Source organism: Candidatus Binataceae bacterium, from assembly GCA_035508495.1.
Lineage (GTDB): Bacteria > Desulfobacterota > Binatia > Binatales > Binataceae > JASHPB01.
Genome location: DATJMX010000046.1, coordinates 17,266 through 29,136 on the forward strand (window position 1 = coordinate 17,266; position 11,871 = coordinate 29,136).

Annotated in this window: 10 protein-coding genes; 7 read left to right on the plus strand and 3 right to left on the minus strand. The window is 62.0% G+C overall.

Annotated features, from left to right (window positions below; all coding sequences use genetic code 11):
* Positions 1-30: 30 nt before the first annotated feature.
* The 3 genes from VMA09_15105 to VMA09_15115 all read left to right on the plus strand — a co-directional run bounded on the left by VMA09_15105 (position 31) and on the right by VMA09_15115 (position 5,797).
* Positions 31-2,076 carry an APC family permease gene (locus VMA09_15105; GenBank protein HUA34935.1) on the plus strand — a complete coding sequence of 682 codons (2,046 nt, stop codon included), beginning with the start codon at positions 31-33 and terminating at the stop codon, positions 2,074-2,076.
* A 78-nt stretch (positions 2,077-2,154) separates the two neighbouring features.
* Positions 2,155-3,546 carry an MATE family efflux transporter gene (locus VMA09_15110; GenBank protein HUA34936.1) on the plus strand — a complete coding sequence of 464 codons (1,392 nt, stop codon included), beginning with the start codon at positions 2,155-2,157 and terminating at the stop codon, positions 3,544-3,546.
* A 79-nt stretch (positions 3,547-3,625) separates the two neighbouring features.
* Complete coding sequence (locus VMA09_15115; protein ID HUA34937.1) at positions 3,626-5,797, plus strand: ATP-dependent RecD-like DNA helicase; 2,172 nt, start codon at positions 3,626-3,628, stop codon at positions 5,795-5,797.
* Positions 5,798-5,805: 8 nt separating this feature from the next.
* Here the strand turns inward: VMA09_15115 and VMA09_15120 are convergent, their stop codons facing one another.
* Entirely contained in the window at positions 5,806-6,450 is a 645-nt protein-coding gene (locus VMA09_15120) for a YIP1 family protein (GenBank protein ID HUA34938.1), read from the minus strand.
* A 152-nt stretch (positions 6,451-6,602) separates the two neighbouring features.
* On the opposite strand from VMA09_15120, the gene VMA09_15125 reads away from it, so the two are divergent.
* Positions 6,603-7,001, plus strand: coding sequence for a cupin domain-containing protein (locus VMA09_15125; GenBank protein ID HUA34939.1), 399 nt, complete (start codon positions 6,603-6,605; stop codon positions 6,999-7,001).
* A 21-nt stretch (positions 7,002-7,022) separates the two neighbouring features.
* On the opposite strand, the gene VMA09_15130 is transcribed toward VMA09_15125, so the two are convergent.
* Together VMA09_15130 and VMA09_15135 are read right to left on the minus strand one after the other, a co-directional pair.
* Positions 7,023-8,099, minus strand: a complete 1,077-nt coding sequence (locus tag VMA09_15130; protein HUA34940.1) for a C45 family peptidase — start codon at positions 8,097-8,099, stop codon at positions 7,023-7,025.
* 22 nt (positions 8,100-8,121) lie between these two features.
* Positions 8,122-8,622, minus strand: coding sequence for a hypothetical protein (locus tag VMA09_15135; protein HUA34941.1), 501 nt, complete (start codon positions 8,620-8,622; stop codon positions 8,122-8,124).
* Between the two features lie 102 nt (positions 8,623-8,724).
* On the opposite strand from VMA09_15135, the gene VMA09_15140 reads away from it, so the two are divergent.
* The 3 genes from VMA09_15140 to VMA09_15150 all read left to right on the plus strand — a co-directional run bounded on the left by VMA09_15140 (position 8,725) and on the right by VMA09_15150 (position 11,667).
* Positions 8,725-9,174: a VOC family protein gene (locus VMA09_15140; GenBank protein ID HUA34942.1), complete on the plus strand. Its 450-nt coding sequence runs from the start codon at positions 8,725-8,727 to the stop codon at positions 9,172-9,174.
* A 95-nt stretch (positions 9,175-9,269) separates the two neighbouring features.
* Entirely contained in the window at positions 9,270-10,946 is a 1,677-nt protein-coding gene (argS, locus tag VMA09_15145; protein ID HUA34943.1) for an arginine--tRNA ligase, read from the plus strand.
* A gap of 7 nt (positions 10,947-10,953) precedes the next feature.
* The gene (locus VMA09_15150; protein ID HUA34944.1) at positions 10,954-11,667 is read left to right on the plus strand and encodes an SPOR domain-containing protein; all 714 of its coding nucleotides are present in this window, start codon (positions 10,954-10,956) and stop codon (positions 11,665-11,667) included.
* Positions 11,668-11,871 lie beyond the last annotated feature (204 nt).

Genomic DNA, 11,871 nt, shown 5'->3' on the forward strand with positions numbered 1-11,871 from the left:
TTCTAGCTCGCTTGTGAGCGAGCTGGATTGATGCAAGTAAAGAATCGCACAGACGCCCAGCGCCCCCGCCGGCGCACCATAACGCAGATACTCATCGGACCCCCGCGCGACGTGCGCGACCCTGGAATCTTTCATCATATTTCACTAGTCGCGTTCCTGGCTTGGGTCGGCCTTGGCTCCGATGGTCTGAGCTCTTCCTGCTACGGTCCTGACGAGGCTTTCCGCGCCTTAGGCGAGCACCAGTATCTCGCAGTCTTCCTTGCGATGATGACGGCGCTTACCGTCTTCATCATCTCGGCGTCGTACTCGCAGACGATCGATCTTTTTCCGACGGGTGGCGGCGGTTATCTGGTTGCGACGCGCTTGCTGGGCCCATACTTCGGTCTCGTCTCGGGCAGTGCGTTGATCGTGGACTACGTGCTGACAGTCTCGATGTCGATCGCGAGTGGCGCGGACGCGATATTCAGCTTCCTGCCGCTCGAATGGCATTCGGCCAAATTCGTCTTCGCGCTGGTGATCGTCATCTTGATGGTCGCGATGAATTTACGCGGCGCCAAGGAATCGGTGCTGTCGCTGCTTCCAATCTTCATCATGTTCGTGGTGATGCATGCGTGGCTGGTCGGATACGCGCTGCTGAGCCGCGCGTTTGAGTTTCCCACGATCATGCGCGACGCGGTCGGCGAGGTGCATTCGAGTATCGGCTCGCTGGGATTTATCGCCGTGGCCGCGATTTTCTTCCGCGCCTACAGCATGGGCGGCGGCACCTACACCGGTATCGAAGCCGTCAGCAACGGTCTGCCGATCCTGCGCGAGCCTCGAACCGTCACCGGCAAGCGCACGATGATCTACATGGCCGTGTCGCTGGCGTTCCTCGCCGGCGGAATCCTGGTCGCGTATCTGCTCGAAGCGGTGCATCCGCTACCCGGCCAGACGATGAACGCGGTCCTTTTCACGCATATCGCGGGGCAGTGGAAGATCGGCGGCCTCTCGATCGGAAGGGGCCTCGTCGTGTTCACGCTTATCACCGAGGGCGCGTTGCTGTTCGTCGCCGCGCAGACCGGATTTATCGACGGACCGCGCGTGCTCGCGACGATGGCGACCGATCGCTGGCTGCCGCGCCGCTTCTCCAATCTCAGCGCGCGCCTGGTCACGCAGGATGGCGTCGTCGCGATGGGGGTTGCCTCGTTTCTGATCCTGGTCGGAACGCATGCGAAGGTCGATCTGCTGGTCGTGCTCTACGCGATCAACGTTTTCATCACCTTCACGCTGTCGCAGCTTGGTATGAGCGTGCACTGGTTTATGGAGCGCAAGTCTGACAAGCGCTGGCGGCGCAAGCTGTTCGTCAACGGCCTCGGATGCGTCTTTACGGCGACGATCCTCGTGCTGACGACGACGCTAAAGTTCCAGGAAGGCGGCTGGGTGACGATCCTGATCACTGGCGGTCTTATCATTGTCTGCTACGCCGTGCGGAGCCATTACCAGGCCGTCGCGAATGCCGTCGAGCATCTCGAGGCGGCGATTTTGCCGAAGCTCTACAGCGCCGAGAAAGTTCCCGCTGGCCCGTTCAATCCCGACGCGCCGACGGCCGCGATCCTTGTCAGCGGCTTCAACGGCCTCGGCCTCGCCACGCTCATGACGGTGACGCAACTGTTTCGCGGCGAGTTCCGCAACGTCGTGTTCATCGGCGTGGGCGAAGTGGATTCGGCGCTGCTGAAAGGACCCGCCGAGATTCGCGAACTCGAGCAGCGGCTCGCCGACGATCTGCAGGAGTATTGCGTCTTCTCCGCCGACATGGGGTTGCATCCGGAGCTGCGCGCGGGACTTTCACCCGACGTCGTGCTGGAGCTGCGCCGCCTCTGCCTCGAAGTCGCGCACGAGTTTCCGCACGTCGTGTTCTTTGCCGGCAAGTTGATTTTTTCCGACGAGGTCGAGGGCTTCATCGGCCGCTTCCTGCACAATCACACGGCCCTCGACTTGCAGAACTGGCTTCAGCTCTACGGCCTGAGCCTTGTGATTCTTCCGGTGCGCGTCGCTGTGGGTACCGCGATATTGCCTGAACGGGCCGACGCTGCGTGAGCGCGTAGCCTCGCGAAGCCGCGCCGCGCCGAGGCGTCTTGACTGACACGCCTCGGACTGTAGTAACTGCTCACAATCATGTCCGAGATGCTCGAGTCCGTTCCGGACTTAGGCGGCGAACGCGCGACCTCGGTCGCGCTGCCGCCGGAGTCGGGAATCCGCGCGGAAGTGTGGGCGCTGGCCTGGCCCGTCATCCTGTCATTCGCGCTCGACTCGATACTCGGCCTGGCCGCGATGCTGATGGTGGGGCGGCTCGGCGCCGAGGCGGTTGGCGCGGTGGGACTCGCGACGCAAATTCTCGGCGCGGTGCGTGCGGGAATCGCCGCGGTAGGAACCGGCACGATCGCGCTGGTCGCGCGCTACATGGGCGCCAACGATCGCGATAACGCCGAAGAGGTGCTGAAGCAGTCGGTGATCTTCGGCGTGCTGGTCTCGACGATCATCGCAATCCCCGTGATCGTTTTCGCGACGCCGCTGATGGGCCTCTTCCAGGTCAAAGGCGAGATGGCGCGGATGGGCGCGCGTTATCTGCAAGTGGTGATGCTCTCCGAACCGTTCCAGGGCATCTTCCTGATGTGCGCGTCGGGGCTGCGCGGCGCGGGCGATACCCGCACGCCGCTCTGGATCGGTGGCTTCATCGACGTGCTCGCAATCTTCCTTAACTACGTGTTGATTTTCGGCAAGTTCGGGATGCCGGCGCTGGGCGTCGATGGCTCCGCCTTTGCAACGCTGATCGCGATCGCGATCGGCGGGCTGCTTTTCTTCTGGGCGCTGTCGTTCGACAGCATGGTGCTGAACTTCCGGTGGCGTGCACTGTGGCCTGATCTCGATCTCGGCTGGCGCATCCTGCGCGTCGGAAATCCGGCCGCGATCGAGCAGCTCGTGATCCAGTTCGGCTTCGTCGCCTACGTCGCGTTCGTCGCGCGCTACGGCGCCAAGGAAGTCGCTGCGTATTTCATCGGCGTCAGGATTCTCGCACTCTCGTTCCTGCCGGGATTCGGATTCTCCTCGGCATCAGCTACACTCGTCGGGCAAGGTCTCGGCGCGGAGAATCCGCATTTCGCCCGCAAGGCGGGATGGGAATCGACCGGGATGGCGGTCGTGCTGATGACGGCGATGGGCTTGGTGTTTATCGTGTTCGCGCGCCAGATTGCCGCGCTCTTCATCGACGATCACCAGGTCATCCTCTACACCGTCGCGTTCATGTATGCGCTCGGCGCGGCCCAACCTCTGATGGCGATAGACTGGACGATCACCGGCGCGTTGCGTGGTGCGGGCGATTCGCGCTTTCCGCTGTGGGGCTCGCTCGCGGGCTTTTACGGGATGCGGCTCTTTCTCACGATCATCATCTGGTACAACCACTTCGATATCGTCTGGATTTGGTGGTCGATAATCGCCGACTATACCGTGCGCTCGACCGTGAAGACGCTGCGTTTCTACGGCGGCAAGTGGGAGACGGTCAAGGTCTGACCAGCTGTTGAAGGATCCGGCGCGCGCTCTTTACGCCTTCTGCCGCGTTCGCAATTCTTGATAGTCGCGGACGCTCCACTTGAACGACTCGATACATACCGCCGAAGAAACGATCGAAGGCACGCTCGACCATCTGCTCTACGTCAACGAGCAGACCGGATACTCCGTTGCGGCCGTGTCGATGGGGCAGGGCATCGAGTTGCGGCGGATCACGATCGTCGGCAACTTCGGCATGCTCGAAGTCGGCTCGACGATTCGCGCGCGCGGCCGAGTCGAACGGCATCCGCGCTTCGGCGATCAGTTCAAGGTTGTAGATTTCGAGACGATTCGGCCCGCAGGCGCGGTCGCGCTCGAGCGCTATCTCGCGTCGGAAATTCATGGCGTTGGCCCCAGCCTCGCGCGGCGTATCGCGGAGTTCTTTGGCGAAAGCCTCGGCGAGGTGCTCGACACCGCGCCGGAGCGGATGCGCGAAGTGCCGGGAATCGGCCCGGTGGTCGCAGCGCGAATCGTGGCGGCGTGGCGTGATTCATCGGGGCTGCGCGAGCTCACGGTTTTCCTGCGCGGTCATGGAATCGCCGCGGCGCACGCGCGCCGCATCCATCAGACCTACGGCAAGGACGCGCTTGAAACCGTAAGGCGCGATCCCTACGTGCTCGCGCGAACGATTTACGGGATTGGATTTCGCACCGCTGACGCGATCGGCGAGAAGCTCGGCGTGCCGCGCAATTCCGTTCAGCGCGCGCGCGCCGCGATTCTCTACGTGCTCGAGCGCTCGGCCGACGAAGGCCATGTTTACGCGCCGCTCGAATACCTGGCGGGGCAGTTCGAGAGCGCGCTCGAAATGGATTCCGAACTGGCGCGCGCCGCCGTCGATGAACTCGCGCAGGCGGGGGAAATCTTCGTCGAGCAGGCGTCAGAGCACACCGCCGTTTATTTGAAGCGCCTCCACGAAGCCGAAGTCAGCGTCGCGACGCGAATCAAGGAACTCGATGCGGCGCGGCCGATCGCGAAGCCCGTCATCGATCGTGCGGTCGAAGCCGCGCTCAAGGCAACCGAGCTCGATCTTTCGCGCGAGCAGGTGCAGGCGCTGCGCACGGCGCTGCAGAGCCGCGTCACCGTGATCACCGGCGGTCCCGGCACCGGCAAGACCACGCTGCTCAAGTCGATTATCGCCGCGCTCGACGACGTTGGCTTTAAGCCCACTCTCGCTGCTCCCACAGGACGTGCAGCGCGGCGGCTCCAGGAGGCCACGGGGCGAGACGCCAAGACGATCCATCGCCTGCTCGAATACGCGCCCGAGACGGGGGGATTCGTGCGCGGCAAGGAATTTCCGCTGAAAGCCAACTTCGTCATCGTCGATGAAGCCTCGATGATGGACATCGAGCTTGCTTCGAGCCTGCTCGCGGCGCTGATGCCGAATTGCTCCCTGCTGCTGGTTGGCGATCGCGATCAGCTGCCGTCGGTCGGACCGGGCAGCGTGCTGAAGGACATCATCGCATCGGAGCTGCTGCCTGTTGTCGCGCTGCGCGAGGTCTATCGCCAGGCGCGCCAGAGCATGATCGTCGCGAATGCGCATCGCCTGAACCGCGGCGAATTTCCGCTGCTGTCGAATGATCCCGAGGGCGATTTCTTTTTCTTCGAGCGCAACGCGCCCGACGACGTGCTCGCGACGATCAAACAGCTCGTGCACCAGCGCCTGATCGGGCGATTCGGTGTCAACGATCCGCGCGATATCCAGGTGCTGACTCCGATGAATCGCGGCCCGCTCGGCACGCAGATACTGAATCGCGAGCTGCAGAACCTGCTTAATCCGGCGGGCCACGAGTTGCGCGCGGGCGATCGCATCCTGCGCGAGGGCGACCGCGTCATCCAACTTCGCAACGATTACGACAAGGGCGTGTTCAACGGCTCGATCGGGCGCATCGTGCGGGTAGATTCAGAAAAGGCGCGGCTTACGATCGCGTTCGAGGAAACGCACGCCGACTACGATGTGTCAGAGCTCGATGAGATCGGCCTCGCTTATGCGATCTCGGTGCACAAGAGCCAGGGCAGCCAGTACCGCGCGGTGGTGATGCCGATACATTCGAGCCACTACCTGATGCTGCGGCGCAACTTGTTGTACACGGCGATCACACGCGCGGAAAAGGTCTGCGTCTTGGTCGGCACCAAGAACGCGTTGCAGCAGGCGGTCCGCAACCAGGACGAGCGCAAGCGCTTCTCGCGCCTCGCGGAAAGGCTGCACGTCGATTGACGCGCGGCTCAGCGATGGGCGCCGTGCATCAGCGCGTAGAGCGCCAAGAGCATCCCGGTAATCACGAGTGCGAAGGCGATGAGCACGATCAGCTCGGCGAGAAGCGCGCGCCACGCTGAAATCTGATGGACCTCGCCAATCCCTTTCAGTACGACAATGAAGCCCCACAGCCCGAGCACCGTATGCATACCACCGAACTCGAAGGTAGGCGGCGTCATCTTGGGCAGGCCGTTGATTCCGATCTCGGGTGGCGCCATCGCACCCGAGAGCAGCGCGAGGATGCTCGCGGCTGAGGCGGTGATCGCGGGGATCTTGCCCCACGCCAGCGCAGTGCGCGTCTCGCGCGGCCCGCCGGTTCCGCCCAACGCTCGCGCAATCCAAGTGATGAACAGCGCGTCGATGTAGAGAAAAGCGATTCCGAAAAGTGCAACGATCACAACCTCGAACAGCACGCGGATGGGCCAGATGGCGCTCATCGGACCCTCGAGCGCAGTCATCCACTCGCGCTCGAGCACAGCGAGCGCGGGCGACAGGGCCGCCAGCGCTTTCACATTGCGCTCGGGATCGGTTTCGACAATTCGCCGAATCGTCGCGTGCGGCTCAGTCCAAATGGTGAGATAGGGAGTAATCCGTTCGCCAAAGCTCTGCGCCATACAGAAATCCGCTCAGCCGCGAGAAGCTAGCATCTCCGACGTTGATACGACAGCGTGACTCGCCCTGCGGCATTTAGTGAGTCCTTTGTTGCCTTAGTCGTGGCAGGGCGATATCCAAATTCAGTTGCATCAAGCTGGCGGTGGTCAATGTCATGAGCGACGTTATTCCGAAATCCGCAGCAGTCCGTCTCGCACTATCGGGATCGAGTTACATCGATGTGGCCGCGTTGCCCTGGATCGAGACGGTTCCAGGGCTACGAATGAAGCTCCTCTACAAGGACGCTGAAACCAGGGAAGCGATGATGCTGGTTGAGGCTGCGCCCGGCTCGTCTATACCTGAACATGTCCATGGCGGTGTCGAGTGGGCGCTGGTACTCGAAGGCACAATGGAAGATGACGAAGGCGTCGTCACGGCGGGTAACTTTGTTTATCGCCCAGCGGGGAGCAGACACTCCGTGAGGATGCCGAATGGTGCGAAATACGTCGGCTTCTTTCATGGTTCCGCCCGCATGACCTCCAATGGCCAACTGTTCCCGAGCTACGAAGATTAATATCGAGAAGAGGCAGCTCGCCTATCGTGCTGCGACCGCGCGAAACTGATTCGAGCAGGGTGGGCCGCCGGTCATTTCGATTCTTGGCGGCTTGCTCAGCTCCATCACGATCGAGGCGAAGGTCATTGGGCTTATTGGGTCGGATACTTCGGGTTTAACGGAAATTGGATGCGGGCCGTTGCGATCGGTCAGCGCTGATTTGACTTCGTGGATTGTCAGCGTGCGATCCGAGATGCGTTGACAGAGCGTGTCGTAGCGGGCGCGGGAGTTTTCTTCGGCGGCGAGGACGCGTGTTTTGCTTCCGCTCAGTGGATGGTTGGTGTGGGCGTAGGAGGGCGTCGAATCCGGCCATGCGACTTCGTTTACTGATATCGCCGACGCTTCGAAGCTCGCGAAGTGATTCGGATCGCCGATCAGGTAGTGCTGGCCCGATGCCTGGCGCGGTTCGCGGATCCATCTCGACGCTTCCGCGACGTCGCGCCGGGCGAGGATCTCGCGCATCACGCATGCGACCGGGAGGCCGTCTGCGGCCGATGGCAGTTGCCACAATGTGTTAACGGTCACGCCGAGGCCGTGATCGTTTGCGCCGCAGAGACCAATCATGCCGCAGATCGTCATGACGCTTGCGCGCGGACCGCGATCGGTCGTGATGTTGATCATGACCTGGCCGCCGTCGTAGTACGCGCGCAGATCCATGTTCTGCGCGAGGATCGGCGCGCGATCCGCCGCGCCGCGAACCGCGATGATGCTGCATCTGTCAGGCGGAGGCGCGGGCTTGCGATAGCGCATCGTGCCGAACCACCATTCTTCGTCCATGCATTGAAACGCGATCGTTTCGTCGAGCGGACGCCCACTGCCTTCGGCGATTCCTTCGATCTCATCTACGAGCGAGGGCGACCATCGCTTGATCGCGTCGAGGAATTTCGTTTCGGCGAGCAGGTCGCGGATGAACAGATCAGGATGCACGCCGAAGCGCGTCGCGAGGCTCTCGCGCCACTGCTCACGCACGTCCGCGATCGCCTTGCGCAGCTCTGCGCCTTGCGCGCGTCCCTGCTCGCGCGGCGAACCTGTCAGGTGAAGCACCGGAAACGACTGCATACCTAATAATGATGCAGCCGCGTCAGGATTTGCCAGATGCCGACTTCTCAGCGGCGGGACGGCGCCGGCTGCCGCGCTTTGGCTTCAGCTCTTTCAGATATTCGAGCAGCGCCTCGGCTTCGGACCGGACGGCGTCGGGATCGTGACCGTTTTCCTCGACCAGCTTGTCAACTTCGGCGAGTGTCTTTTCGTAATTGTTGCGAAAGCGCGTGTTGAGGTCCTTCCACGGAATGCCGGCCAGCGCGTCGGTCACGTTGGCGGGCGCGCGATAGAAGCCCCTCGCGATCAGCACCGCGATCCCGGGATAGCCCAGATAGTTCTGCCAGTACGAGGCGTTGTCGTTGGACGAAATCTCGCGGCCGCCGGGCGAGGTCTCCACGTTGTAGCTTTTCTTTCCCGTTGAGGAGGTCACGATGGCGCTCGATTCATTGACGATGCGCACGCGGCCGTCACCGACCGCGCCGAGCGCCTCGTAAATCTTCGCGAGCGGCGGCATCTTCCATTCCGATGATGAGGAAGGCATCGCGATTTGTATCGCCGTTTCCGCGCCCGAGTGCAAGTTTGAAGATGAGCCCGCGCTGCGGCTACTCTCGCCGAATCACCGCATCACCTGGAGAAGGTCACGATGGCAAACGAACCGATCGGCAAGCTCGACCATATTGGAATCGCCGTGCGCAGCGTCGCCGAGGCGCGCAAATTTTTCGAGGGAATCCTTGGCGCGAAGTTCATGTTCGAGCACGCCAACGCCGCCGCCGGATATACCCTCGCCGAGTTCGAGTTGAACGGCCTCTGTATCGAGTTGCTCGAGCCGCTCGGCGAAAATTCGTTCCTGCACAAGTTCCTGGAAAAGAAGGGCGAGGGGATGCATCACCTGACCTTCAACGTTCCCGATTCCAAGGGCAAAGCGGCGGAGCTGAAAACGCAGGGCGTGCGAATCGTCGATGAGACCGAATGGTCTCCCACTTCCTACGAGGCCTTCATCTCGCCGCGCTCGGCGCACGGCGTGCTGATTCAACTCGGCAACGGATACCCGACGCTGTCGTACGATCCCGCGTGGGCGGAGAAGACGAAATGAAGTTGTAAGACTCGTGCAGGCCGCTCTGTCGATTGCCGTGGAAGCTTCGCCTTAACACGTCGAGCGGTATCTGCCACGATAATGATCTAGAGCGAATGAAGGAGCTTATCGTTTCGATCCTCGGCGCCGCGATTGAACGTGCGCATGCGTCGGGAAAGCTCGCCTCGCAAAGTCCGCCGATCACTATTGAGGCTCCAAAGGATCCCGCACACGGCGATGCGGCGAGCAATATCGCACTCGCGCTCGCGCGTGCGGAAGGCAAAGCGCCGCGCGCAATCGCCGAAGCGATCAAGTCGCACATCGAATTGCCCGCCGAGGTAAGCGAGGTCAGTATCGCCGGTCCCGGCTTCATCAATTTTCGGATGGCGCCGGCGTACTGGCATAGCGAGATGCGCCGCGCCGCTCGCGTCGCCGCGAATTTCTGGAAGCCGCGCAAATTCCAGATTCGCCCCGGCGCCGGCGACAAGATTCAAGTCGAATTTCTTTCCGCGAATCCCACCGGGCCGCTGACTGTCGGCCACGGCCGCAATGCTGTGCTGGGCGATGCGGTGTCGCGTCTTTACGAAGCGGCAGGATTCGCCGTGACCCGCGAGTACTACTTCAATGACGGCGGCCGCCAGATGAAGCTGCTTGGCGAGTCGGTGCGGGTGCGATACCTGCAAGCGCTTGGCCGCGACGCGACGCTGCCCGAGGATGGCTACCAGGGCGAATATATCGCGGACATCGCGCGCGAGCTGGTGAAGGTTCAGGGCGAGAAGCTGCTCGAAGTAACGGACCTCGACGTGTTCCGCCAGGCTGCGGTCAAATCGATATTTGCCGATATCAATCGCACCTGCGATCGTCTGAAGATTCACTTCGATCGTTTTACGAATGAGCTCGACCTGATGAACGACGGCAGGGTCGATTCCGTCCTCGAGGAGCTCAAGAAGCGCGACCTGACGGTCGAGGAGGACGGCGCGATCTGGCTGCGCGCCGAGCCGCTGGGTCTTGCGAAGAATGCGGTCCTGGTGCGATCGGGGCCGGATCGGCAGCCGACCTATCGCACGCCCGACATCGCGTATCATATCGAGAAGCTCGAGCGCGGCTTCGATCTGATCGTTGACGTGTTCGGCGCCGACCATATCGCGGAGCATCAGCAGGTCGTCGCCGCGGTCAAGGCGCTCGGCCACGACACCACGTCGATCAAGGCGATCATCTACCAGTTCGTGACGCTGACGCGCGGCGGCGAGAAAGTGAAGATGTCCACGCGCAAGGCGACCTACGTCACGCTCGACGAATTGATCGACGAAGTCGGTCCGGACGTGGTGCGATTTTTCTTCCTGTTCCGCAAATCCGACAGCCATCTCGATTTCGATCTCGACCTCGCGCGCAAGCAGGCACCGGAGAATCCGGTGTTCTACGTGCAATACGCGCACGCGCGCCTCGCGAGCGTGTTTCGCGAGGCCGCCAAGGTCGAGCTCGCGCTGCCTACCGATACGTCGGCAACTGATCTCGCACTGTTATCAGCCGAAGAGCTGGAACTCGCAAAGCGCGCCGTCGCATTGCCCGACGTGATGACGGCGGCAGCCGAAGCGCTCGAGCCACATCGCATTCCTTTCTATCTGCTCGAGCTGGCCGGCGAGTTCCATCGCTACTACAACAAGCCCTCGAATCGTATAATTTCGCCGGACCGGGATTTGAGTCTGGCGCGGATGTTCCTGGCGGATATTTTACGAGCCGCGTTCGCAGGTGGGCTGGGACTACTCGGTGTAAGTGCACCGGAGCGGATGTGAGGCGGGGATGCGATTCGAAATCAAAGCAGGCGGGGCGTTCTTAATCGTCGCGGGTGTGCTGGGACTCTCGTGCGCCGTGTTCGGGCTCGGACTGGTAGCGGGCTACGAAATGGCCAAGCAGAACCAGCCCGACATCAACCAAATATCCACAGCTTATCCACTGCCCAATTCGCCAGCTTCGGCGAGCAGTGCTGCGTCTGCGTCGATCGCCGCAGTTCCCTCCAATCCAGCCCCGGCGCCTTCGGTTGCCGAAGCCGCTCCACCTCCCGCGCCGGTCACGATTCCATCGGCGGCGTGGCATGGAAAGCCTCGTGTACGCGCGACGCCGATCGGCGGCGAAGCGACAGTTGCGACTGCGGCGCGGCCTCGCACGATGCTCAAGCCGCGCGCGGTTGCGACTCAGGACGAGGACGAGGATGAAGATAGCGCCTCAGTCAGCGAGCCTGCGCCCGCTGTAGCACCTCCGCCTGTCGCAGCTCCTCCGGCCAACAAAAAGGGATTCAACATCCAGGTTGAAGCGGTGATGGATAAGAGCGGCGCCGATGCGATGGTGGCGCGGCTCAAGAGTCTCGGCTACAACGCGCAATCGTATCAGACGACCCTGGGCGGTCAGACTTGGTATCGCGTTCGCGTCGGCCCCTACTATAGCGAGGAAGAAGCGAAAGCCGCGCAGGACAAGCTCCGCGATCAGTATCGGCAAGCGTACACAACGTCGCACTGAAGCTGTTGAAAAGTTGGGATTGACAACGCTCCGTGTGACGGTGATACTTTCTGGGCAACAATGAAAGGAACTGCTGGACAATCGCGTAAGGCTTGGTGGCGTCGGCACGTCGATGCCCCCGCTTGCGCGCCGGTCTGGTAACCGTTTCAACCAAAAGACCGAATTCTGGAAGGGCCGCGGGCGCAAAAACCCGCGGCCCTTTTG

What these genes read in the sequence shown, in the direction of transcription:
- VMA09_15105 (HUA34935.1), top strand. Translation starts at nt 31, where the DNA reads ATGCAAGTAAAGAATCGCACAGACGCCCAGCGCCCCCGCCGGCGCACC.
- VMA09_15110 (HUA34936.1), top strand. Translation starts at nt 2,155, where the DNA reads ATGTCCGAGATGCTCGAGTCCGTTCCGGACTTAGGCGGCGAACGCGCG.
- VMA09_15120 (HUA34938.1), bottom strand. Translation starts at nt 6,450, where the DNA reads ATGGCGCAGAGCTTTGGCGAACGGATTACTCCCTATCTCACCATTTGG.
- VMA09_15125 (HUA34939.1), top strand. Translation starts at nt 6,603, where the DNA reads ATGAGCGACGTTATTCCGAAATCCGCAGCAGTCCGTCTCGCACTATCG.
- VMA09_15130 (HUA34940.1), bottom strand. Translation starts at nt 8,099, where the DNA reads ATGCAGTCGTTTCCGGTGCTTCACCTGACAGGTTCGCCGCGCGAGCAG.
- VMA09_15135 (HUA34941.1), bottom strand. Translation starts at nt 8,622, where the DNA reads ATGCCTTCCTCATCATCGGAATGGAAGATGCCGCCGCTCGCGAAGATT.
- VMA09_15140 (HUA34942.1), top strand. Translation starts at nt 8,725, where the DNA reads ATGGCAAACGAACCGATCGGCAAGCTCGACCATATTGGAATCGCCGTG.
- argS (HUA34943.1), top strand. Translation starts at nt 9,270, where the DNA reads ATGAAGGAGCTTATCGTTTCGATCCTCGGCGCCGCGATTGAACGTGCG.
- VMA09_15150 (HUA34944.1), top strand. Translation starts at nt 10,954, where the DNA reads ATGCGATTCGAAATCAAAGCAGGCGGGGCGTTCTTAATCGTCGCGGGT.